This is a genomic window from Methylosinus sp. C49 (assembly GCF_009936375.1).
Lineage (GTDB): Bacteria > Pseudomonadota > Alphaproteobacteria > Rhizobiales > Beijerinckiaceae > Methylosinus.
The window spans coordinates 3,542,901-3,564,725 of record NZ_AP022332.1 but is presented as its reverse complement, the minus strand read 5'-3'; the positions used below and the strand labels follow the sequence as shown (position 1 = coordinate 3,564,725).

General features: G+C 66.6%; 20 protein-coding genes. 13 read left to right on the top strand and 7 right to left on the bottom strand.

Annotated elements, in window-relative coordinates:
• Positions 1-77 precede the first annotated feature (77 nt).
• From GYH34_RS16745 to phaC, 4 genes are all read right to left on the bottom strand, one after another.
• Positions 78-1,241, bottom strand: coding sequence for an FAD-dependent monooxygenase (locus GYH34_RS16745; protein WP_161914566.1), 1,164 nt, complete (start codon positions 1,239-1,241; stop codon positions 78-80).
• 10 nt (positions 1,242-1,251) lie between these two features.
• Entirely contained in the window at positions 1,252-1,512 is a 261-nt protein-coding gene (locus GYH34_RS16740; RefSeq protein WP_018266414.1) for a zinc-finger domain-containing protein, read from the bottom strand.
• 133 nt (positions 1,513-1,645) lie between these two features.
• Positions 1,646-2,743 carry an acyltransferase gene (locus GYH34_RS16735; RefSeq protein WP_161914565.1) on the bottom strand — a complete coding sequence of 366 codons (1,098 nt, stop codon included), beginning with the start codon at positions 2,741-2,743 and terminating at the stop codon, positions 1,646-1,648.
• Positions 2,744-2,952: 209 nt separating this feature from the next.
• Complete coding sequence (gene phaC, locus GYH34_RS16730) at positions 2,953-5,205, bottom strand: class I poly(R)-hydroxyalkanoic acid synthase (RefSeq protein WP_174242419.1); 2,253 nt, start codon at positions 5,203-5,205, stop codon at positions 2,953-2,955.
• 216 nt (positions 5,206-5,421) lie between these two features.
• On the opposite strand from phaC, the gene GYH34_RS16725 reads away from it, so the two are divergent.
• The 4 genes from GYH34_RS16725 (at position 5,422) to GYH34_RS16710 (ending at position 9,689) form a co-directional block, all read left to right on the top strand.
• A complete protein-coding gene (locus GYH34_RS16725) occupies positions 5,422-5,805 on the top strand; it encodes a hypothetical protein (protein WP_161914564.1) in 384 nt (127 codons plus the stop codon).
• A 153-nt stretch (positions 5,806-5,958) separates the two neighbouring features.
• On the top strand, positions 5,959-7,176 hold the full coding sequence (locus GYH34_RS16720) for an LL-diaminopimelate aminotransferase (protein WP_161914563.1): 1,218 nt from the start codon (positions 5,959-5,961) through the stop codon (positions 7,174-7,176).
• 25 nt (positions 7,177-7,201) lie between these two features.
• Positions 7,202-7,549: a cytochrome c gene (locus GYH34_RS16715; RefSeq protein ID WP_161914562.1), complete on the top strand. Its 348-nt coding sequence runs from the start codon at positions 7,202-7,204 to the stop codon at positions 7,547-7,549.
• 247 nt (positions 7,550-7,796) lie between these two features.
• The gene (locus GYH34_RS16710; protein WP_161914561.1) at positions 7,797-9,689 is read left to right on the top strand and encodes a HAMP domain-containing methyl-accepting chemotaxis protein; all 1,893 of its coding nucleotides are present in this window, start codon (positions 7,797-7,799) and stop codon (positions 9,687-9,689) included.
• Positions 9,690-9,739: 50 nt separating this feature from the next.
• On the opposite strand, the gene GYH34_RS21680 is transcribed toward GYH34_RS16710, so the two are convergent.
• Positions 9,740-10,348 (bottom strand): EF-hand domain-containing protein, encoded by a 609-nt coding sequence (locus GYH34_RS21680; protein WP_162561585.1) that lies wholly within the window; start codon positions 10,346-10,348, stop codon positions 9,740-9,742.
• Positions 10,349-10,506: 158 nt separating this feature from the next.
• Here GYH34_RS21680 and GYH34_RS16705 point away from each other — a divergent pair, with 158 nt between their 5' ends.
• Both GYH34_RS16705 and scpA read left to right on the top strand, forming a co-directional pair.
• A complete protein-coding gene (locus GYH34_RS16705; RefSeq protein ID WP_161914560.1) occupies positions 10,507-11,409 on the top strand; it encodes a retropepsin-like aspartic protease in 903 nt (300 codons plus the stop codon).
• A 65-nt stretch (positions 11,410-11,474) separates the two neighbouring features.
• Entirely contained in the window at positions 11,475-13,640 is a 2,166-nt protein-coding gene (gene scpA, locus GYH34_RS16700; protein ID WP_161914559.1) for a methylmalonyl-CoA mutase, read from the top strand.
• 67 nt (positions 13,641-13,707) lie between these two features.
• Here scpA and GYH34_RS16695 read toward each other — a convergent pair whose 3' ends face one another.
• A complete protein-coding gene (locus GYH34_RS16695; RefSeq protein ID WP_161915065.1) occupies positions 13,708-15,222 on the bottom strand; it encodes an ATP-binding protein in 1,515 nt (504 codons plus the stop codon).
• Between the two features lie 210 nt (positions 15,223-15,432).
• Between GYH34_RS16695 and GYH34_RS16690 the strand changes: the two genes are divergently transcribed.
• The 7 genes from GYH34_RS16690 (at position 15,433) to GYH34_RS16660 (ending at position 21,315) form a co-directional block, all read left to right on the top strand.
• A complete protein-coding gene (locus tag GYH34_RS16690) occupies positions 15,433-15,882 on the top strand; it encodes a hypothetical protein (protein WP_161914558.1) in 450 nt (149 codons plus the stop codon).
• Between the two features lie 286 nt (positions 15,883-16,168).
• Positions 16,169-17,350, top strand: a complete 1,182-nt coding sequence (locus GYH34_RS16685; RefSeq protein ID WP_161914557.1) for a PA0069 family radical SAM protein — start codon at positions 16,169-16,171, stop codon at positions 17,348-17,350.
• 79 nt (positions 17,351-17,429) lie between these two features.
• A complete protein-coding gene (locus tag GYH34_RS16680; RefSeq protein WP_161914556.1) occupies positions 17,430-18,062 on the top strand; it encodes a ribonuclease HII in 633 nt (210 codons plus the stop codon).
• Positions 18,063-18,217: 155 nt separating this feature from the next.
• Entirely contained in the window at positions 18,218-19,390 is a 1,173-nt protein-coding gene (locus GYH34_RS16675) for a DNA methyltransferase (protein WP_282558883.1), read from the top strand.
• Between the two features lie 47 nt (positions 19,391-19,437).
• The gene (locus GYH34_RS16670; protein WP_161914554.1) at positions 19,438-19,773 is read left to right on the top strand and encodes a cupin domain-containing protein; all 336 of its coding nucleotides are present in this window, start codon (positions 19,438-19,440) and stop codon (positions 19,771-19,773) included.
• A 168-nt stretch (positions 19,774-19,941) separates the two neighbouring features.
• Positions 19,942-20,811, top strand: a complete 870-nt coding sequence (locus GYH34_RS16665) for a xanthine dehydrogenase (protein ID WP_174242418.1) — start codon at positions 19,942-19,944, stop codon at positions 20,809-20,811.
• 87 nt (positions 20,812-20,898) lie between these two features.
• On the top strand, positions 20,899-21,315 hold the full coding sequence (locus tag GYH34_RS16660) for a LysR family transcriptional regulator (protein WP_024880826.1): 417 nt from the start codon (positions 20,899-20,901) through the stop codon (positions 21,313-21,315).
• Here the strand turns inward: GYH34_RS16660 and GYH34_RS16655 are convergent.
• Positions 21,230-21,718, bottom strand: coding sequence for a TOBE domain-containing protein (locus tag GYH34_RS16655; protein ID WP_161914553.1), 489 nt, complete (start codon positions 21,716-21,718; stop codon positions 21,230-21,232). The two genes, GYH34_RS16660 and GYH34_RS16655, sit on opposite strands and share 86 nt — an antisense overlap.
• Positions 21,719-21,825 lie beyond the last annotated feature (107 nt).

The following is a 21,825-nucleotide window of genomic DNA, read 5'->3' as shown; positions in this document are numbered from 1 at the left end:
GCCTTTTTTTCGCCGCCATGCATCCACCGGGCAGGGATGACGCGCACCGGGCAGGGAGGGCGCGCCGCGGATCCGATTCAGCGATAGATCCAGGCGTTGCGGGACAGCACGCCCTCGCCGCCCATCAGCCGCACGGCGGCATCGCGTGCGAGCGCCATCGGCCCGGAGAAATGGCAATTGGCGCCCTGGCGCAGCGAGGCGCGCTGAACGCGGGTCGCCCGCTCGATTCGCGCCGATTGATAGGCGTGGAGCGCCGTCTCTACTTCCGCGCGCGCATCCGAGAAGGCTCGGCCGAGCGCTACTGCGTCCTCTATCGCCTGCGCCGCGCCTTGGGCGAGGAAGGGAACCATGGGATGCGCGGCGTCGCCGAGCAGCGCCACGCGGCCGCGGCCCCAGCGCGTGAGCTCCGGCCGGGTGTGGAGGGGCCAGCGTCGCCAGGCGCCGCCGGCCTCGAGCAGAGCGCGCAGATCGCTGCTCCAGCGTCCAAAGCCCATGGCGCGGACCAACTCCTCGCCGGTGCGCGTCTCGGCGATGGGGCCGTGATCGGCGCGATCCTCGATAATGGCGACGGCGCTGACGATGCTGGCGTCTCGCAGCGGATAATGGACGACATGTCCGCCCGGCCCGAGCCAAATGTGAGTCTCGCGCTCGCGCAGGGCGGCGGGCGCCGAATCGATCGGCATCAGCGTCCGCCAGGCGGTGAGCCGCGCCGAACGGGGCGCGTCGTCTGCGACGAGGCCGAGCGCGTCGCGAATCGTCGAGCGCAGCCCGTCGGCGCCGATCAGCGCCGCGCCCTCCAGAGTCGTGTCGCCGATCGTCGGCCGCACGCCATCCTCGTCCTGCGTGAAGCCTTCGCAGCGCGCCGCGGTGCGCGTCTCGACGCCGAGACGCTGCGCCTCGTCGAGCAGCGCCTTCTGCAGATCGGCGCGGTGGAAGACGCGGAAGGGCGCGCCCCAGCGGTCGCGCGCCTCGGCGAGCGGCAGGCGCGCCAGGACGGCGCCGTCGGCGGCGCGGCGAATATTGAGGGCGCGCGGCTCGAGGGCGACGGCGTCCAGCGCCGGGCGCATGCCGAAACCCTGCAGAATTCGCCCGGCGTTGGGCGAGATTTGCAGGCCGGCGCCCACTTCCTCTATGCGCTCGGCCTGCTCGAGGACGAGCGTCCTTTTGCCGGCGCGCGCGAGAGCGATCGCCGCCGCGAGGCCGCCTATGCCGGCGCCGACGACGATGAAGGGAGCGCCCATTCGCGCGGCGTCAGGCGGTCGGGTCGAGGACGGTCTCGGAATGGTAGACGCATTCGGCCGGATCGGCCGCGCCATGGCCGAGGGCGGCGTCGAACACATAATGCGTCGAGCAATAGGGGCAGACCGCCTCGTCCGCCGCGCCCATGTCGATGAAGACATGCGGATGGTCGAAGGGCGGCAGCGCGCCGATGCACATGAATTCCTTGGAGCCGACCGTGATCTTGGCGACGCCCGGCTGATTGTGGAAATGCGGTGTGGAATCGTGCGACATGGCGGGAGTCCCTCGAGCGGTCGGTTGGCTGCGCGCAGCTATATTGGAGCCGCGCGGTTTTGGGTAGGGGGAGGGGCGCAGTGACGCGGGTGGTTCTCCAGGCGGAGGCCGGCCGCGCGCCTCGGCCGGCCGCTCATTTCGACGCCAGGGCGATCGCCGAAGATTCGCGCGGCGGCTCCGCCCACGCGGCGAAACGGCGATGCAGATAGGTCGTGATCGGCTTTTCGACGAAGCGATAAGCCGCGACCGCGAAAACGATCGAGGCGAACAAGGCGGCGAGAATCAGGAAATCCGCCGGCGCCCGATCGCCGATCGCCACGACCCAGACGTTGCGCAGCGGGCGAACGATGAAAGTATGCGTGAGATAGAGGCTGTAGGAGGCGTCGCCCAAATAGGTGAGCCAACGCATAGCGGAAGTCTCTCGCAGAGCGGGGCCGAGCGTCGCGCCGCCGACGATCAGCGCCGCGGGAATTCCCGAGGTCAGGAAAGTCGGCCCTTTCATTTCGAGCGCGAGCAGCCCCAGGCCGAATGTGATGGCGGCCAGACGCATGACGTTGGAAATGCGCAGGCCATGCTCGAAGGCGAGGCCGAGATAGACGCCGAACAGAAATTCCAGCAGCAGGCCGTCGGTCCATGTGAAGAGGATCGGCGAGGCCGAAGTGAGATTGCGGCCGAGCGCGACCAGCAGGCAGAAGCTCCCCGAAAGCGCGAGCACGCCGAGGCGGCGCGGCAGGAAGGTCGCGAGCGCGAAGGCGGCGTAGAAGAACATTTCGGTGTCGAGCGTCCATCCCTGGCCGACGATCGGGCGCAGATCGCCTTCCGAGCGCAGCACGGGGATGAAGGCGTAGGATTTCAGCACATAGGCCAGGCGATCGCCGGTTATGTCGAGCGAATGCGGAAAGATGAGAAGCAGAACGACGGCGATCGTCGTGACGATCCAGTAGAGCGGCGCGATGCGCAGCAGCCGACGCCAGAGAAACTTGCGCCACGCGCCCGGCGAACCGAAATCGCGCGTCGTGTAGATCATGATGAAGCCGGACACGACGAAAAAAATATGGATGCCGAACCACCAGAAGGAGACGCCGAGAAAATCGGCGTGAGCGGCGCCATATTGTTCCCGGACCGAATTGGCGTAATAGCCGGCGTGATGCAGAACGACCATCGCGGCCGCTATGGCGCGCAGCCATTGGATTGCGACGAGGTGGGCGTTTTTCTCGACGACGGCAGCCATTTCATACCCGGGTTGTGTCTCGTTTTGAGGCGCATGTTGCGTCGCAGCGAGGCGGAGGCGAATTTCCGCCCCGGGTTAGGAAGTTTTGTGCCGCGCGAAAGGTAAGGGCTCCCGTCCCGGGACGAGCGGGCGGCGCGCACCGGATATTTCCGCGAAAAAAGGCCCGAGCGCAGGCGTGGCTCAGCGCGACGAAAAGGGACGCTTTCGCCTCACCCCCGCACCCGCACATACTCCCCCGGCGCGTCGCAGAGCGGCTTCAGCTTCCCGCCGCCGGGGATGCGCGCCGGCACGCGCTGCGGCGCTTGCGCGGTGATCCAGGCGAGCCAGTCGCCCCACCAGGAGCCCTTGTTCTCATGGGCGGTCTTCGCCCAATCCTCATAGACGCCCACGGGCGGGCCGCCGGTCCAATATTGATATTTGTTCTTGGCCGGCGGATTGACGACGCCCGCTATATGGCCGGCGCCGGCGAGCACATAGCGCACCTCGCCGCCGAAATATTTCGCGCCGGTGAAGACGGAGCGCGCCGGCGCGATATGGTCTTCCTTCGCCGCCAGCTCATAGATCGGGATCTTCACCTTGCGCAGATTGAGCGTGACGCCGTCGATCACCATGCGGCCCTGCGACAGCGCATTCTCAATGTAGCAATAGCGCAGGTAGAAGAGATGGTTCGCGCGCGGAATGCGCGTGCAGTCGGAGTTCCAGGTGAGGAGATCGAAAGCCGCCGGCTCGACGCCTTTCATGTAGTTGTTGACGAAATAGGTCCAGAACAATTCATTCGGACGCAGAAGATTGAAGGTCGTCGCCATTTTGACGCCTTCGAGATAGCCGGTGCGCGACATGGCCTCGTCGAGCGCGGCGAGGCGCGCCTCGTCGATGAAGACCTGCATGTCGCCGGCGTCGGTGAAATCCACCTGCGTCGCCAAAAAGGTCACGCTGTCGATGCGATCGTCGCCCTTTTCGGCCATATAGGCGAGCGTGGCGGCGAGCATTGTGCCGCCGACGCAATAGCCGGCCGCCGCCACATGCTTCGCGCCTGTCGCCTGCTGCGCCGCGTCCAGCGCGGCGAGCACGCCTTCCTTCATATAGGCGTCGAAGCCCTTCTCCGCCTGGCTCTCGTCGGGATTGACCCAGGAGATGACGAAGACGGTGAGGCCCTGCGCCGTCGCCCAGCGCACGAAGCTCTTCTCGCGATTGAGATCGAGCACATAGAATTTGTTGATCCAGGGCGGCACGATCAGCAGAGGGCGCTCATAGACCGTCTCTGTCGACGGCGCATATTGGATGAGCTCCATCACCGGCGTGCGATAGACCACCTTGCCGGGCGTCGTCGCCATATCGACGCCGAGCTCGAACTTGCTCTCGTCGCTCTGACGCAGCTTCAGCATGCCATGGCCGGCGGAGAGGTCCTCGGTCAGCATCTTCATGCCGCGCACGAGATTCTCGCCGCGCGCGTCGAGCGTCGCGCGCAGCAGCTCGGGATTTGTGGCGACGAAATTGGAAGGCGACAGCGCGCTGGCGACGAGCCGCGTGTAGAAGGCCGCCTTGGCCTTCACCTGCGGGTCGAGCCCTTCGGTGCGCTCCACCGTCTCGCCGGCCCAACGCGTCGTCAGCGCATAGGATTGGCGCAGCCAGTCGAAGAAGGGATTGTCGTTCCACTCCGGCGCGGCGAAGCGCTTGTCATTGGGGTCCGGCGGCACGATCGGCGGCGTGTCCTCGCCGGAGAAGCGGCGCAGCGTCTGGCTCCAAATATCGGTGAGGCCGGCGACGAGCGTCGCCTGGGCGGCGTAGGCCTGATCCGGCTTGGCCATCCAGCGCTCGGCGACGACGCCCAGCGTCTTGACGGCGTCGGCGACATTGCTGGCCAATTCGCTGCGCGTGTCGCCCGGCTCCATGCCACCGATGGCGGCGGCCAGCGCCTTGCGGCCCTGATCGACGAGGCGCGCCAGATTTTCCGCGAAAATCTCGATATCGTGAGCATTGGGCGCCGCCGCGGACAGCGTCGGCGGCTTTGGCCGCGCGGCGGCCGGCGCGGGCTCCGGCTCCGGCGCTCGGGGCGCGAGCCGGGCGACGAGCCGGCGGCGCTGCTCCTCGGACAATTCCTCGACGGCGCCGGCCAGCAGCGCGGCCGCGGCCTCGAGCGCGGCGTGACGATCGCTCTCCGCATCCTTCGCGACGGCGGGGCGGGGCGCCGGCGCGGCTGCGGCCGGGGTCGGCTTTTTCGGCTTTGCTTTCGCCGCCGGTTTCGCCGGCGCCGCGACCACGGGCTTTTTCACCGCTCGCTCGCCTTTGGGCGCGCGGCCCTCCAGCGTGAGCGTCGACGTTCGCTCGCCCGCCGCGGCGCGCCCCTTCGGCGCCGCTGGCGCGGCTCGGGGCTCGACCCGGGGCTCGGCCTCGGGCTCGGCCGCGGCGTGAAGCGGCGGCCGCCGTTTGGCTCCGGCTGGCGAACGTCTTTGTGCGGTCATGGGCTGTCCTGTCCTCGGCGGCTTCGCGCCGCCGGCCTCGTCTCTTCCTTAGAGCATATCCCGCGAAGGTTCGGAAACCGTCTCTCGCGGAGAAAAGCGCTTCCTCCAATACTTAAGCGCGGCGATGCGTCGCGGAAGGGCGGGAGCCCCCATATCGGCCCCCTTATCAAAGCCGCATTGTCGCTCTATGACGGATGCGAGCATCTGGAGAAGCCGATGATTTGTCGCCTCGCGATCTGCCTGGTCCTGTTCGCCGTCGCCACGGGCGGCGCGCGCGCGCAGGAGGCCGGCTCGGAGACCGCGGGCGAGTCGATCGGCAAATTCTTCGAGGGAATTGAAATGCGGCGTCCGCCGCCGGCGCCGGCCGATTTCGTCGAGCGCTCGCGCAATGGCGCGACCGGCTACACGCCCTTCGCCGCGCCGACTCAGGCGGCCGACGTCAAAAAGGACGCCAAGAAGAGCGCCGCCCGCGCCGCCGAGCTCGAGAAAGAGCTCGTCGCCGCCGCGGCCGCCAATCGCGCCCGCGGCGCCCGCGTCAAAATTCCCGACGCGCCGAAAGAGCGGCGCGCCGAGACGAAACAGCGCCAGAGCGCGCAATAGCGCGCTAGATTCTTTCGTTGGATGCGAATTCTGATCGTTTCGAACATCCCGTTCGAGCGGACAGCGCTCTAGCTCTTTCGAAAGGGTTTCGCGTCACAATCGTCCGTCGCGCCTCGAAATAGGCGCCGGCGGAGCTTTCAACGGAAATAGGCGATGTCGGACTTCTATCGCATCAAGCGGCTTCCACCGTATGTTTTCGAGCAGGTCAATCGGCTCAAGGCCAAGGCGCGCGCCGGCGGCGCCGACATCATCGATCTCGGCATGGGCAATCCCGATCTGCCCGCGCCGCGCCATGTGATCGAGAAGCTGGTCGAGACGGCCGGCCGTCCGCGCACCGATCGCTATTCCGCCTCCAAGGGCATCGCCGGGCTGCGCCGCGCCCAGGCCGGCTATTACGAGCGCCGCTTCGGCGTGAAGCTCGATCCCGAGACGCAGGTGGTGGCGACGCTCGGCTCCAAGGAGGGCTTCGCCAATATGGCGCAGGCGATCACCGCGCCCGGCGATGTGATCCTCGCGCCCAATCCGTCCTATCCCATTCACGCCTTCGGCTTTCTGATGGCCGGCGGCGTCATCCGCTCCGTGCCTGCCGATCCGACGCCGCAGCTCTTCCATGCGCTGGAAAAGGCGGTCGCCCATTCCATTCCCAAGCCCATCGCCATCGTCGTCTGCTATCCGGCAAATCCGACGGCGACGGTCGCCTCGCTTGATTTCTACAAGGATCTCGTCGCCTTCGCGAAGCGGCACGACATATTCGTGCTCTCCGACATCGCCTATGCCGAGGTCTATTTCGACGATAATCCGCCGCCGTCGATCCTGCAGGTCAATGGCGCGATGGACATAGCGGTCGAGTTCTCGTCTCTGTCGAAGACCTTCTCCATGGCCGGCTGGCGCATCGGCTTCGCGGTCGGCAATGAGCGCCTCTGCGCGGCGCTGGCGCGGGTGAAGAGCTATCTCGACTATGGCGCCTTCACGCCGGTGCAGGTGGCGGCGACCGCGGCGCTCAATGGCCCGGACGATTGCATCAAGGAAATGCGCGCCATCTATAAGAAGCGCCGCGACGTGATGGTGGAGAGCTTCGCTCAGGCCGGCTGGCCGATTCCGGCGCCTTCCGCCTCCATGTTCGTCTGGGCGCCGATCCCAGAGCGCTTTTCCGGCCTGACCAGCCTCGAGTTTTCCAAGCTCCTCATCGAGAAGGCGGATGTCGCGGTCGCGCCGGGCGTCGGCTTCGGCGAGCATGGCGAGGGCTATCTGCGTCTCGCTCTGGTCGAGAATGAGCAGCGCATTCGCCAGGCGGCGCGCAATCTGCGCCGCTTCTTCGAGGGCGCGGAGACAACCTTGCACAATGTCGTGCCGCTGCAGGCGCGCGGCTGACGCGCGCGAAGGAAGGGGAGGCGGCATGGTTCGCATTTTCGTGGCGATAGCCGCCATTCTCGCCGCCGGCGCGGCTCTCGCGCTGGACAAGCCGCAAGACAAGCAGCAGCACACGCAGATCGAGCGCGGCCGCGCGATCGCCAATGCCAATTGCAGCCGCTGTCATGCGACCGGGACGCGAGGCAAGAGCCCCAATCCGGCCTCGCCGCCCTTCCGCACGCTGACGAAGAAATATCCGCTCGAAAATCTCGAGGAGGCGCTGGCCGAAGGCATCGTCGTCGGCCATGGCGGGCTCGATATGCCGCGCTTCGAATTCTCGCCGGCGCAAATCGAGGCGCTGCTCGACTATATTGCGTCGATCCAGCGCAAGTGACGCCCACGCGTGTCGCCATGCAGGCGCATTGCATGATTTCTTAATGGCTGCTGCGTAATTTCGTCGCATGGAGGATCGAGCGCATGTGGCGGACATGCGCCCGAAGGCATGACGCCGTTTCTTCATTCCGGCGCCGATCCGGCTGTGCTCGATCGCGGAAGATCTCCGCGAGCCGTCTCTCTCCCATCCGACATTCGCCGCCAGGACATTCATCGTCTCCGAGCGGCTCTTCTCCCGGAGGCACTTCATGCGCCTGTCGATTTCCCGCGCCGCGAGCCTGCTCGCCGCCGTCGCTTTTCTCGCTTTCCTCGCAACCGCCGGCGCCGGGCGCTATATTCTCGACGAGCTGCGCATCGGCGGACATGCTTATCAGAAGATCGCCGCGGGCAAGGATCTCGTCGCGGATGCGCTGCCGCCTCCTTTCTCTCTCTTGGAAGCCTATCTCGACGTCGAGCTCGCCGCTACCTACAGGATCGACGCGCGCGAGGCGAAGACGCGCCTCGCTTCCTTGCGCAAGCAATATGAGGAGCGCCGCGCCTTCTGGTCCAAGGCGAAGCTGCTGCCGGCCGAGCTGTTGACGCTCGCCAAAGCGCCGGCGACCGAGACAGCCGACGCCTTTTGGCGTGAGATCGACGCGTTTCTTTCGGCGCTCGAGCGCGGCGACGGCGCCGGCGTGGCCGCCTCCATGGATCGACTGGACGCCAGCTTCAGCGCCTATCGCGCATTCGAGACGCGCCAGATCGAAGCAGCGAGCGCTTTCGCCGCCTCGACGGAGAAGGACGCCGCTCTGCTCGTCGATCGCTCCGACATTGCGAGCCTCGCCGCCACGATCGCGATTTTGTGCCTTCTCGCCGGCGCGGGCCTGATCGCGCATCGCCATGTCGTGAAGCCGATCGTCACGCTCGCCAATTACACGTCCAGGCTCGCGCGCGGCCAGACATTGGACAAGCCGCCCGTGATGAGCCGCGGCGACGAGATCGGCGAAATGCGGGACGCTATCGCCATATTCCGCGACAAGCTCGAGGAGGTGCGTCTCGCCGAGACGCGCGCCGCCGAGCAGAACGCCGCGGCCGCCGCCAAGCTGGAAGAAAAAGCCGCCGGCGCGAAATGGTATATCGAGAACCGCGATTTCTTCTTCGCCGAATACACCGCGGCCATGGAGCGCCTCGCCGAGGGCGATCTCGAGGTGCGGCTCGAGAAGGAGTTCATCAAGGATTACGAGAAGCTTCGCGCGCGCTTCAACGCCGCCGTGGAGCGCATGCAGCACACGCTGCGCGGCATTGTGACGACGAGCGGCGCGATCGGCTCCAGCACGCGCGAGATCGCCCGCGCCGCCGAGGATTTGTCGCAGCGCAATGAGCAGCAGGCGGCGACGCTGGCGGAGACGGCCGCGGCCGTCGGCCAGATCACCGACACGGTGCGCAAGGCGGCCGAGAGCGTCGTCCATGCGCGCGTCATCGTCGGCGACGCCAAATCGGATGCGGTCAAGGGCGAGAAGATCGTCGGCGACGCCATAGAGGCGATGGGCGGCATCGAAAAATCATCCGAGCAGATCGGCCAGATCATCGGCGTCATCGACGAGATCGCCTTCCAGACCAATCTCCTCGCGCTCAACGCCGGCGTCGAGGCTGCGCGTGCGGGCGAGGCCGGCCGCGGCTTCGCCGTGGTGGCGACGGAAGTGCGCTCGCTCGCCCAGCGCTCGGCCGAGGCCGCCAAGGAGATCAAGGATCTCATCGCCGCCTCCAACACGCGCGTGCAGGATGGCGTCGCGCTGGTGGCCGAGACCGGCGCCTCGCTGCATCGCATCGTCGAGCAGGTCAATCGCATCGATGTCGTCGTCACCGGCATAGCGGCGAGCGCGGAGGCGCAATCGACCAGCCTGCGCGAGGTGAACACGGCGGTGCAGGAGATCGATCAGGTCACGCAGAAGAACGCCGCAATGTCCGAGGAGACCAATGCGGCGACCCGCTCGCTCGCCGAGGACAGCGCCGAGCTGGTGCAGCTCGTCGCGCGCTTCAAGATCGGCGAGGTCGAGGCGCGCGCGCCGTCGCGGCCCATGCTGAAGCGCCTCGCGACCTCGCGCTCCGGCTCCGCCGTGCGCAAGGAGGCGCCGCAAGAGGAAGAGTGGGCCGAGTTCTGAGACCCGTCTACGGCCCCTCTCCTGCTTTGCAGGGGAGGGGAGCCTTCACGTCAGCGCCCGAAGCCGCCGCCGCCTCCGCCGAAGCCGCCCCCGCCTCCGCCGAAGCCGCCCCCGCCATAGCCGCCGCCGAAACCGCCGCCGCCCCTGCCGGGAAAGCCGCCGCCCTCGTTCGGCGCCGGCGATTGCGGCGCAGCGCTCGGCCCCTGCGCCCGCGCCAGCTCTTCCTGAAAGACGCGGCAGCTCTTCTTGCGGTCATAGCGTGCGAAGAAGGGGCTCGGAAACGCCAGAAATTCCGCGCGTGTGACGCGGCCTTTTCCGGCCATGTCGAAATAATCGAAGGTCGCGGCGTGAAACACCGGGCTGAGGCGCGGAATGACCTCGAAATCCTGCGCGTCGATGAATCCGCGCTTGCGCTTGTCGGCGAGGCGGAACATGCGCTCGAGATATTGCTTCCACTGCTCGCAAGTGTAGACGCCGCCGGCGCCGCCCCATTCGCTCGAAGTGGCGAGCACATCGTCCGGGCCGCCGCCGCCTCCGCCTCCGCCCGCGCGGGGCGCATCCCCGGGAGCGCCTCGCGGGCGATGCTGCTGCGCGAGCGTCGCGCTCGAAACCAAGGCCAATAGTCCGATCGTCGCCAGCCGGATCGCCGCATGTCGCATGAGATGACCTCCAGAGCCTGCCGCCGTCTCGCCCGCGGCGAGGACCGGCGGCTCTGCAATAGCATGGCCTTTGCGCGGGCGGCGCGGTTTTCCGCGGCAGACGAAAGCGCCGCGCCGCGCTATAGACGCCTTCCCCGCCGGAACGGAGCCGCTGCGCCATGCCGAAAACTCTTCCGCGCCTTCTGCTTTTTCCTTTGCTCGCTCTCGTCTGCGCCGTTCCGGCGCGCGCGCAGGAGCGCGCCATGGAAAGGTCCGTCGTTCCTCTCGAAGTGGTCCATGGCGCCGATGGCGGCGGCCGCGCCTATGTCACGATGCGTTTCGGCAATGTGATGGGGCCGATGCGGCTCGACACCGCCGCCTCCACCAGCCGCATCAAGCTCGCGCCCTGGAACGCCGGCTTTCCGGCGCTGGGCGCCAGCGTATCCACCAGCGCCTCGGGCGTCGCTTCCCGCTGCGAGGATGTGGAGGCGGCAAATGTCGAGCTGAAGGCGGCGCAGGGCAATAATATCGGCCGGGCCAAATATCGCGTCACCCGCTGCGCGACCTCGGACGGGGACGATCTGCTCGGGCTCGATTTCTTCCAAGGCGCGCGCTTCTCGCTCGATCTCGAGAGCGGAATGGTTTTTTTCCCGCAGAGCGACGGCGCGGGCTGGCGGCCTTTCCGCAGGCTCTGGCCGGATCAGAAGCTCGTCGGCCTCGAGGCGCGCATCGGCAAGACGGAAGTGGTCGGCCTCTTCGACACGGGAGCGGAAATCTCCGCCGTCGATCGGCGTTTTTTGGAGCGGCACAAAGCGCTCTTCGTCCCGGTGAAGAAAAAGGCCAAGGTGAGCGAGGCCTCCGGCAAGAAGATCGACGCCAAGGTCTATAAGGCCAAGGAGATAGACATAGGCGCGGGACGCGTGCTGAAGGACGTCGTCTTCGTTTCCTATGATTTCGGCCCCTTGCGCGAGGCGCTCGGCGGCGAGGCGCCGATCATCCTCGGCTTCGATATTTTGAGCCGGTTTCGCTGGGAGCTGGATTTCGGGGCCGAGGGGCCGCGATGGAGGGCGGAGACGCGCTAGACTTACGCCTTTGCGCCTCCCGCCGCTTTTCGCTAAAAGTCGGCAGAGCCGTTCCGAGGAAAGAAATGTCCCAAATTCCCGACTTCAGCAAAATCGCCTTCGCTCCCGTCGCCGCGACCCCGAAAGAGGCCGCCGAGCCGCGCCGCTGGCTGACGCCCGAGGGCATAGAAGTCAAGAATTCCTATGGGCCGCAGGATATCGACGGCCTCTCCTTCATCGACGGCTTCCCCGGCGTCGCGCCCTATGTGCGCGGACCTTATCCGACCATGTATGTCGCCCAGCCCTGGACCATCCGCCAATATGCCGGCTTCTCCACGGCCGAGGATAGCAACGCCTTCTACCGCCGCAATCTCGCCGCCGGTCAGAAGGGCCTCTCCATCGCCTTCGATCTCGCCACCCATCGCGGCTATGACAGCGATCATCCGCGCGTTTCCGGCGATGTCGGCATGGCGGGAGTCGCCATCGATTCCATCTACGACATGCGCACTTTGTTCGACGGCATTCCGCTCGATCAGATGAGCGTGTCGATGACGATGAACGGCGCCGTTCTGCCGGTTCTCGCGCTGTTCATCGTGGCGGGCGAGGAGCAGGGCGTGCCGCCGGCGCAGCTCACCGGCACGATTCAGAACGACATCCTCAAAGAATTCATGGTGCGCAACACCTATATCTACCCACCGTTTCCGTCGATGCGCATCGTCTCGGACATATTCGCCTACACCAGCAAGAATATGCCGAAGTTCAACTCCATTTCGATCTCCGGCTATCACATGCAGGAGGCGGGCGCCTCCGCCGATCTGGAATTGGGCTACACGCTCGCCGATGGCGTCGAATATGTGCGCGCCGGCGTCGCCGCGGGGCTCGATATCGACGCTTTCGCGCCGCGGCTCTCCTTCTTCTTCGCCATCGGCATGAATTTCTTCATGGAGGTGGCGAAGCTCCGCGCCGCGCGGCTGCTGTGGGCGCGGCTGATGAAAGACCTCGGCGCCAAGACCGAGAAGAGCATGACGTTGCGCACCCATTGCCAGACGTCGGGCTGGTCGCTCACGGCGCAGGATGTCTATGTCAACGCCATCCGCACCAGCGTCGAGGCGATGGCGGCGACGCAGGGCCATACGCAATCGCTGCACACCAATGCGCTGGACGAGGCGCTGGCGCTGCCGACCGACTTCTCCGCCCGCATCGCCCGCAACACGCAAATTGTGCTGCAGGAGGAGAGCGGCACGACGCGCATCATCGATCCTTGGGGCGGTTCCTTCTATGTGGAGAAGCTGACCGCCGAGCTGGCCGAAGCGGCGTGGAAGCATATCGAGGAGATCGAGAGCCTCGGCGGCATGGCCAAGGCGATCGCTGCCGGCCTGCCCAAGCAGCGCATCGAGGAAGTCGCCGCGAAGACGCAGGCGCGCATCGACACGGGACAGCAGGTCGTCGTGGGCGTGAATAAGTTCCGCCCGGACAGCGACGTCGCGCCGGATGTGTTGAAGGTCGATAATTCCGCCGTGCGCGCCGCGCAGATCGCCAAGCTCCAGCGCCTGCGCGCCGAGCGTGACGAGGCGAAGACGCAAGCAGCGCTCGACGCTCTGACGGAAGGCGCCAAGGGCGACGGCAATCTTCTGGCGCTCGCCATCGAGGCCGCGCGCGCCAAGGCGAGCGTCGGCGAAATCTCCTTCGCGATGGAAAAAGTCTTCGACCGCCACAAGCCCAAGGCCAATGTGATTTCCGGCGTCTATGCGCGCGAGGCGGGCGCCGATTGCGACAAGGTCGCGCGCGTGCGCAGCATGACGGCGGCCTTCGCCGAGAACGACAAGCGCAAGCCGAAGATTCTCGTCGCCAAGCTCGGCCAGGACGGCCATGACCGCGGCCAGAAGGTCATCGCCTCCGCCTTCACAGATTTGGGCTTCGAGGTGGTGATCGGCGATCTCTTCGCGACGCCGGAAGAAGTGGCCAAGCGCGCCGCGGAAGAACAAGTGCATATCGTCGGCGTGAACACGATGACCGCCGGCCATCTCGCTCTGACGCCCGAATTGCGCGACGCGCTGAAGGCGGCGGGACGCGAGGAGGTGATGATGGTCGTCGGCGGCGTCATTCCCGAGCAGGATTTCCAGGCGCTCTATGACGCCGGCGCCGCGGCGATCTTCCCGCCCGGCACCAATATTCCAGAAGCCGCCGAGAAAGTGCTGCAAGAGCTGAACGTCCGGCTCGGCTATGCGCAGCGGGAGACGGTTCGGCAGTAAGCTCACGATGCGAGCCTGAAGGCTCGCATCATTCTACCACTCTGAATTTTCGCACTCTGAATTTTTGTCAGCCGGGGCTCGCCTCGGTCGTCGTCGCTGCGGCGCCCGGATCGCCGGGCTCGGTCTCCCAGGCGACGCCGGGGATGGCGACGATGCGCCAGCCGCGCTGGTCGAGCCGGCAGACGATCGCCTGCCGCTCCTCCATATAGGCGATGAGCCGCCGCGCCCGCCCGGGCGAGCGCGTGCCATAGGCGCTGGCGACATCGGCGTCGGAAGGGCAGGGCCGATGGTCGAAGGCCGCGCGCGCCAGCGACAGAAAAACGCCCTGCATATCCTCCGGCAGCGCGCCGGCCATTGCGAGCACCTCGGCCCAGGGCGAATCCTCGGACTCGGCTTCGGCGAGCTCTATGCCGGCATGGGCCACGGCGAGCCGGCGGCGGAAGGCGGGCAGGCTCAAAGGCTCGCCGCCGATGCGGCGAATCCGGCAGCGCACCAGAAAATCCTGATACAGCACGGCGATGGTGCGGAAATTGGCGTCGCCGTCGGCCAAAATCTCGCGCAGCGCGGAGTCTATGGCGGCCTGACGTTGCTCTGGCGAAATGCTCGGCGGCGGCTCGGCGGCGGGCGGCGCCGGCGGCGCGCTGCGGGCGAGCCGCGCCAGCACATCGGCGGTGGGCGCGGGCGGCGGCGGCCGGCGCGGCGCCTCGAAGCGCGCTTCATCGGCTCCGGGCGTGAAGATGAGATGCGCGTCATCGGCGCCGGCCTCCGGCAGCGGCAGCAGCCTAGGGCTGACATTGCGCGCGGACGTCTCCACCGGGCCGATGCGCACGGCCAGCGGGCGGCGCGCCATGGCCGGGCCGAGCGCGACGAAATTGCCGCTCTGCAGATCGCGGAACATTTCCGCCTGCCGCCGCTCCATGCCGAGAAGATCGGCGGCGCGCGCCATGTCTATGTCGAGAAAGGTGCGGCCCATGAGAAAATTGGACGCTTCCGCCGCGACATTCTTGGCGAGCTTGGCGAGCCGCTGCGTGGCGATGACGCCGGCGAGACCGCGCTTGCGGCCGCGGCACATCAGATTGGTCATGGCGCCGAGCGAGGCCTTGCGCGCCTCGTCCGATACTTCGCCGGCGACGGCGGGCGCGAAGAGCTGCGCCTCGTCCACCACGACGAGCAGCGGATACCATTGGTCGCGCTCGGCGTCGAAGAGCCCGCCGAGAAAGGCCGCGGCGGCGTGCATCTGCTGCTCGGCGTCCAGCCCCTCGAGATCGAGCACCACGGAGACCCGGTGCTGACGGGCGCGCGCGGCGATGCGCGTGAGATCGGCGATGCCGCAGCGGGCGTCCACCACCACATGGCCGTAGCGCTCGGCCAGCGTGACGAAATCGCCCTCGGGATCGATGATCGCCTGCTGCACCCAGGGCGCGCTCTGCTCCAGCAGGCGCCGCAGCAGATGCGATTTGCCGGAGCCGGAATTGCCCTGCACCAGAAGGCGGGTCGCCAGCAGCTCCTCGAGATCGAGCGTTGCGACGCCGCCATCGGCGCGGGTCCCGAGATCGATGGAAACCTTGGCGGGCGCCGTCATCGCGGCGCCGCTCCGGCCGTGAAAGGGGGAAAGATCATGGCGCGGAGTCATATCGATTCTCGCCGCGCGTTCAACTGCGCCGCGCCGCCTGTGGACAAGCGCGCGCCCAGCGGCGCGCTTCGGGCGCCTGCATTTTGGTCTGTCGCGCGAGACGATCGCAACATATGCTGAAACTATATAGCGGCCGCCCCGGCCTCTGAAGGAGTTGCGATGCGCTGGCGCGTTGCGGGATTTGCCGCCCTCTGCTTATTCGTTTCGAGCGTCGCCACGCGTGGCGAGGACGCCGATAGGCGCGTCGCTATCGTCTTGACCGCGGAGGAGAAGGCGTTCGTCCTCGGTCAGATGCGCCTCTTCGTTGAAAGCATAGAGCGGATCGTCTCATCGCTGGCCGCCGGCGATAGAACGACCGCGGCGGAGGCCGCGGCTGCACGCGGCGGCAAGCGTTTCCAGGCGGAAAACGTCATGCCGGCCACGCTCGGCGCCAAATTTCCGGAGATGTGGCGGAGCTTCGGCCAGCCGATGCGCAAGGGCTTCGACGAATTGGCCGATGGTCTGGCGCAAGGCGAGCCGGAGTCGCGCGCGCTCGCGCGGCTCGGCGAGACCATGCGCAATTGCGTCTCCTGCCACCAATCCTATCGCATCATCGACGCGCGCGACTGAGGGTCTTCGCTCGCTCCCCATCGCCCTTTGTGGCGACTGCGACGGCGCTGCTTGACTCGATCGAGTTTGTTCCGTATACGTTCTCTTGTTCGTCAAACGTTCCTAGCGTGCGTAAACAAGTCCCCTAGAGTTGTAAGTAGCTGTGAGCGTCGCATCGAGGCTCGCGGTCGCGAGGCGCCCCAGTGTCGCGCATGGGCGTCTCGCGCCGCGAGCCGAAGCGAGGCCGGCGCGCCGGCGAGAAGCCGGCCGAGACGCCGGCCGCAGGGCCGGCAAGGAGATCATCGCCATGGCGAGCTCGGCGAAACGTCTGGTCGACAAATCGGAGAAGGGCGACTGGCGCCGGGCGGCGCAGCTGAGCCGCGAGGCGATCGGCGCGGTCGTGAATTTTTCCAGCGAGGAGCGTCCGATCGTCGATCCGGCGCGGCGGCGCGGACGCGGGGCGCTCTCCAATGAGAGCGGGCGTTTCGAGCGCGAGCGGCGCGTCGAGACCGATGACGGCTGGAACGGGCTGGAGGAGCTCGGCGAGTTCCGCACCAATGTCCATGCCGAGCGGGCGAAGACGATCATCACGCGCAACGACTCGCCGGATATTTCTTTCGACCGCTCCATCAATCCTTATCGCGGCTGCGAGCATGGCTGCGTCTATTGCTATGCGCGGCCGAGCCACGCCTATATGGGCCTCTCGCCGGGGCTCGATTTCGAGACGGAGATTTTCGTCAAGGAAGGCGCGGCGCAATTGCTCGAGCGCGAATTGTCGGCGCGCAATTATTCGCCCAAGACCATCGCCATCGGCGCCAATACCGACCCCTATCAGCCGCTCGAGAAGCGCTATCGCATCACCCGCGGCCTGCTCGAGGTTGCGAGCCGCGCCGATCATCCGATCGGCATAGTGACGAAGTCCTCTCTGGTCGTTCGCGACATCGACATTCTCGCGCCCATGGCGCGCAAGGGCCTGGTCAAGGTCGCGATCTCGATGACGACGCTCGATCCGGCCTTGGCGCGAGCGATGGAGCCGCGCGCCGCCTCGCCGGAGCGGCGGCTCGCCACGATCGAGCGGCTGGCCGAGGCGGGAATTCCCGTCGCCGTTCTGGTCGCGCCGATCATTCCGGCGGTCAATGACGCCGAGATCGAGACCCTATTGACGCGCGCCCATGCCGCCGGCGCGCGCGAGGCCGGCTATGTGATGCTGCGGCTGCCGCTCGAGCTGCGCGAATTGTTCAGCGAATGGCTCGTGACCCATTTTCCGGCCAAGGCCCGGCATGTGCTCTCGCTGGTGCGCTCGGCGCGCGACGGCAAGCTCTATGACCCGTCCTTCGACAAGCGCATGACCGGCGACGGCCCCTACGCCTGGATGATCGGCCGGCGCTTCGAGCTGGCCGCGCAGCGTCTCGGCTTTTCCCGCACGCGGCTGCGCGCCGATCTGTTCCGGCCGCCCCGCAGCGACGCCGAGCAGCTGAGCCTTTTTTAAAAGCGGCGCGTAGGGATCGATTGCTCCGATCCCGCCGCTGTGTTTTTTTCAACGCCCTTTTTCGACGAGCCGAGCGAGCATGCCTCCCCATTTTCTCACCGAGACGCGCGTCCTGCGCGGCGGCGCCCGGCCCATCGCCGGCGTCGACGAGGTCGGGCGCGGGCCGCTGGCCGGCCCGGTCGCGGCCGCGGCGGTGATTCTCGATCCAGATCGGCTGCCGGACGGCGTCGACGATTCGAAAGCTCTGTCCGCCAAGGCGCGGGACGCCGCCTTCGAGCGAATCGTCTCCAGCGCGCTAGCCGTCGGGGTCGCTTTCGCCAGCGTCGAGGAGATCGATCGGCTGAACATCCGCCGCGCCGCGCTGCTGGCCATGGCGCGCGCCGTCGCCGCGCTTCATATCGCGCCGGGCTTCGTGCTGGTCGACGGCCGCGACCTGCCCGAGCTCGCCTGCCCGGGCGAGGCGATCGTGAAAGGCGACGCGCTCTCTCTTTCCATCGCCGCCGCGTCGATCGTCGCCAAGGTCGCGCGCGACCGCCAGATGCGCCGCCTCGCCCGGCTCTATCCCCATTACGGATTCGAGACCAACGCCGGCTATGGCACGCGCGAGCATCTCGCCGCCCTCGAAGCCCATGGGCCGACGCCCTTTCACCGCATGAGCTTCGCGCCGCTGCGTGAGCCGCGCGCCCCGCGCCGCGAGGCCGCTCCACTGTGAACGCGTGTCATGAGCGTTCGTAAATATCTGGTGAAAATGGAATTTCTTAACGAAGGCGTGCGGAAAAGAGACAGCCGCGCACGGGCTTTCTAAACCCGGCTTTTACCGCGATCGGGCATTGTTCGCATCGTTGGTTGCGTAGCCGGTGATTGTTCATGAGTAGCGCGCGCGTCGGGGCGGCCCGCCCCAAGTCCCAGATAAAGGTCTCGCGTACTGGGACGTCGAATTTCGGGTCGCCTCGCGCGATGTCGCGTAACGAGGTCGTCGTCGGAGACAGTGTCGAGGTCATGCTCGGCCTGCCGGAGGCGAGCGTCGATCTCGTTTTCGCCGATCCACCGTATAATCTGCAGCTGGCCAACCAGCTCACAAGGCCCGATCAGAGCGTCGTCGACGCGGTCGACGACGATTGGGACAAATTCGCCGATTTCGCAGCCTATGACGCCTTCACCCGCGATTGGCTGGCGGCGGCGCGGCGGGCCATGAAGCCCAACGCCACTATTTTCGTCATCGGCTCCTATCACAATATCTTCCGCGTCGGCGCGATCATGCAGGACCTCGGGTTCTGGATCCTGAACGACATCGTGTGGCGGAAGAACAATCCCATGCCGAATTTCCGCGGCCGTCGCTTCACCAATGCGCATGAGACGCTGATCTGGGCGGCGCGCGACGCTTCTGCGCGCAATTACACATTCCATTACGAGGCGCTGAAGGCCGGCAATGAGGATTGCCAGATGCGCTCGGACTGGCTGCTGCCGATCTGCTCCGGGGGCGAGCGCCTCAAGGATTCGAGTGGCCGCAAGACGCATCCGACGCAAAAACCCGAGGCTCTGCTCGCCCGCATCATGCTCGCCGCCACCAATCCCGGCGATCTCGTGCTCGATCCCTTCTTCGGCTCCGGCACCACGGGCGCGGCGGCCCGGCTGCTCGGCCGCGACTATCTCGGCATAGAGCGCGAGCCGATCTACGCCGCCGCGGCGCGCGCGCGCATTGCGGCGATTTCTCCGCTTCCGGCCGAGGCGGTGGCGCCCGCGCCCTCCAAGCGCAATGAGCCGCGAATCGCTTTCGCCAGCGTCGTCGAGGCGGGCCTCGTCGCTCCCGGCGCGACGCTCACCGACGCCAAGGGTCGCCATAAAGCGGTCGTTCGCGCGGATGGCGCGCTGTCGATCGGCGCCATCGTCGGCTCGATTCACAAGACCGGCGCCTTGGTGCAAGGCCTGCCCGCCTGCAATGGCTGGACTTTCTGGCATTTCGAATCGGGCGAGGGCCTCGCGCCGATCGATGATTTGCGCGCGGTCGCCCGCGCGCGTCTGCGCGACGCCGCGGAATAGTCGCGAGAGCGACGCCCCGCGGCGCGGCGCGAGCTGCGGGAAGACGCATGCGACTGGAAAATATTTTCGCCGATCTGCCGGAAAAAGCGGAGCAGGAGCAGTTTCTGCCGCTGCTCGCCGGCGCGAACATGCGCGTCGAGCGCATCGTCTCCTTCGGCCAGGCGAGCCCGCCCGGATTTTGGCACGATCAGGAGGAGGCCGAGTGGGTGATCCTGCTCGCCGGATCGGCCGGCCTGCGTTTCGAGGGCCATGACGAGGTGCTGACGCTCGCCCCGGGCGACTATCTCGAGATCGCCGCGCATCGGCGTCATCGGGTCGAATGGACGGATGAGACCCTGCCGACCGTCTGGCTCGCTGTCCATTTTCGCGCCGAGGGCGCCTGATGCGGCGACAAACGGGCGAAAACCGTCACTGTTATATACGTGACAATATAGGTGCGCTTCCCGTCGCAGTGTCGCATAATTTCATATACAGCTGAAATCAAAACAGAAACTAATTACCTGAGCGCTGGCGCGCCGCTTGCTAACTCCTGTGAAGATCAGGAGTGAGCGATGCGCCCTCGACACGAATTCGAGACGCCGCGGCGGAAGCGACCGCTGGCCGTCATATTGGGAACGAACGAGATCGCCTCGGCGGTCGCCGTGCATATGAACCGGATCGGCTGGGCCTGCGTGCTGAGCCATGACGCCTTCCCACCGGTCATCCGCCGCCAGATGGCCTTTCACGATTGCCTCTATGGCGAGCGCATCACGCTTGAGGAGGTCGAGGCCGAGCGCGCCGATTCCACCATGGAGCTGGTCGAGATCCTCGACTTCACGACCAAGGTCGCGGTGACGCCGCTGCAGTTCCACGATCTCGCGGCGGTTCGCACGGCCCATGCGCTCGTCGATGCGCGCATGCAGAAATATCGCGCGACCCCGGATCTACGGCATCTCGCCAAGGTCGCGGTCGGCCTCGGGCCGAATTTCGCCGTCGGCCGCAATTGCGACATCGCGATCGAGACCAAGCCTTCGCAGGCGGGCCTCATCGTTCAGGAGGGCGAGACCGAGCCGGCCGACCATGTGCCGAACCGACTCGGCGATGTCGGCGAAGAGCGTTTCGCCTATTCGACCAAGCCCGGCCTGTGGCATTCGGCGATCGATATCGGCGTCCGCGTGTTCAAGGACTTCGTCGTCGGCCATTTGGATGGCGAGCCGGTGACGGCGCCGCTGGACGGCGTGCTGCGCGGGGTGATCCGCGACGGCCTCCACATCCCGGCGGGGGTCAAGCTGCTGGAGATCGATCCGCGCGGGCGCTCCGCCAAATGGACCGGCATAGACGAGCGATCGGGGCTGGTCGCGAGCGCCGTCGGCCGGGCGATCCGCATCGAGCTCGCCAAGCGCGAGGCGACGCCGATCGCGGGGCCTTTCGTCGCCCACTGACAATCCTGTTGCCAATGTGACAGGATCGTCGTCTTTCAGCTATATTTTGTTCGATACAGATCGGGGCGTCGCAGGAGGCGCGGAACGATGCGAACAGAAGTGGATGCGCCGCAGGTCGGCGTTATTTTGAAGCTGCCCAATGGCGGCGTTCTCGCTCCCGCGGATCTCGAGCTGATCGACGCGCTGCGCAAGGAACGCTCGATCATCGGCGCGAGCCGGGCGCTCGGCCTATCCTATCGCAAATGCTGGCTTTCGGTGGATGCGCTCAATCGGACTTTCGAAAGTCCGGTGGTGGCGACCTTCCCCGGCCGGCGCGAGGGCGGGGCGGAGATCACGCCTTTCGGCGAGCGGCTGGTCGGCGTCTATCGATCGATCGAGCGTCACGCGGCCAATTCGGCCAAGCGAACGCTGGACGAGATCATCGGGGCGCTCGACTGGTCCTACCAGAAGTCGGCCACTGACGCGGAAACGGAGCCGCGTCGGGATCGAGCGTCCGGCCGCTGACTGCGACCGTCTTGATCATCGCCCAGGCCGAGAGACCCTCGACCAGGGCGAGGCGTTCGACCGATTCATGCGTGATCAGCGCGTCCACGCGGGCGCCGCCGAGCGAAAGGCGCGCGCGCGTGAAGGGCGGCGGCAGAAAATCCAGCTCGACGATCGTGCCGGGAAGACGATTGAGAATAGAGACATCCATCGGTCGTGAAAGGGCGATGGAGACGTCGCGCGCGTCGATCTCCACCTCTATGGCGGTTCCGACGATGGCGTCGACCATAGGCACGCGCAATTCCCCGCCGGCGAAAAACAGCGTGGAGAGGCCGGCCTCCGGCTCGTGCCGCAGCACGCGCGCCGGGAAAATCGATACGTAATGGTGGGTCTGCGCAAAGAGCGGCGTTGTCTTGTCCAGCATGATCGCCGAACTAGCGAGAAATACGCCAATCTCACATTTTACTGAGAAAAACGCCTGTTTTGGCGCTGAAAAGGCGCGTTTCGGCGGTTTTTCGGTCGGGACACGGA

Excerpts from the sequence above, each read along its gene's own strand:
- GYH34_RS16740 (WP_018266414.1), bottom strand. The coding sequence starts at position 1,512 with ATGTCGCACGATTCCACACCGCATTTCCACAATCAGCCGGGCGTCGCC.
- GYH34_RS16660 (WP_024880826.1), top strand. The coding sequence starts at position 20,899 with ATGCGAACAGAAGTGGATGCGCCGCAGGTCGGCGTTATTTTGAAGCTG.
- phaC (WP_174242419.1), bottom strand. The coding sequence starts at position 5,205 with ATGACCGCACAAAGACGTTCGCCAGCCGGAGCCAAACGGCGGCCGCCG.
- GYH34_RS16705 (WP_161914560.1), top strand. The coding sequence starts at position 10,507 with ATGCCGAAAACTCTTCCGCGCCTTCTGCTTTTTCCTTTGCTCGCTCTC.
- GYH34_RS16665 (WP_174242418.1), top strand. The coding sequence starts at position 19,942 with ATGCGCCCTCGACACGAATTCGAGACGCCGCGGCGGAAGCGACCGCTG.
- GYH34_RS16710 (WP_161914561.1), top strand. The coding sequence starts at position 7,797 with ATGCGCCTGTCGATTTCCCGCGCCGCGAGCCTGCTCGCCGCCGTCGCT.
- GYH34_RS16670 (WP_161914554.1), top strand. The coding sequence starts at position 19,438 with ATGCGACTGGAAAATATTTTCGCCGATCTGCCGGAAAAAGCGGAGCAG.
- GYH34_RS16675 (WP_282558883.1), top strand. The coding sequence starts at position 18,218 with ATGAGTAGCGCGCGCGTCGGGGCGGCCCGCCCCAAGTCCCAGATAAAG.
- GYH34_RS16720 (WP_161914563.1), top strand. The coding sequence starts at position 5,959 with ATGTCGGACTTCTATCGCATCAAGCGGCTTCCACCGTATGTTTTCGAG.
- GYH34_RS16680 (WP_161914556.1), top strand. The coding sequence starts at position 17,430 with ATGCCTCCCCATTTTCTCACCGAGACGCGCGTCCTGCGCGGCGGCGCC.
- GYH34_RS16690 (WP_161914558.1), top strand. The coding sequence starts at position 15,433 with ATGCGCTGGCGCGTTGCGGGATTTGCCGCCCTCTGCTTATTCGTTTCG.
- GYH34_RS16695 (WP_161915065.1), bottom strand. The coding sequence starts at position 15,222 with ATGACGGCGCCCGCCAAGGTTTCCATCGATCTCGGGACCCGCGCCGAT.
- GYH34_RS16725 (WP_161914564.1), top strand. The coding sequence starts at position 5,422 with ATGATTTGTCGCCTCGCGATCTGCCTGGTCCTGTTCGCCGTCGCCACG.
- GYH34_RS21680 (WP_162561585.1), bottom strand. The coding sequence starts at position 10,348 with ATGCGACATGCGGCGATCCGGCTGGCGACGATCGGACTATTGGCCTTG.
- GYH34_RS16685 (WP_161914557.1), top strand. The coding sequence starts at position 16,169 with ATGGCGAGCTCGGCGAAACGTCTGGTCGACAAATCGGAGAAGGGCGAC.
- GYH34_RS16735 (WP_161914565.1), bottom strand. The coding sequence starts at position 2,743 with ATGGCTGCCGTCGTCGAGAAAAACGCCCACCTCGTCGCAATCCAATGG.
- GYH34_RS16655 (WP_161914553.1), bottom strand. The coding sequence starts at position 21,718 with ATGCTGGACAAGACAACGCCGCTCTTTGCGCAGACCCACCATTACGTA.
- GYH34_RS16745 (WP_161914566.1), bottom strand. The coding sequence starts at position 1,241 with ATGGGCGCTCCCTTCATCGTCGTCGGCGCCGGCATAGGCGGCCTCGCG.
- GYH34_RS16715 (WP_161914562.1), top strand. The coding sequence starts at position 7,202 with ATGGTTCGCATTTTCGTGGCGATAGCCGCCATTCTCGCCGCCGGCGCG.
- scpA (WP_161914559.1), top strand. The coding sequence starts at position 11,475 with ATGTCCCAAATTCCCGACTTCAGCAAAATCGCCTTCGCTCCCGTCGCC.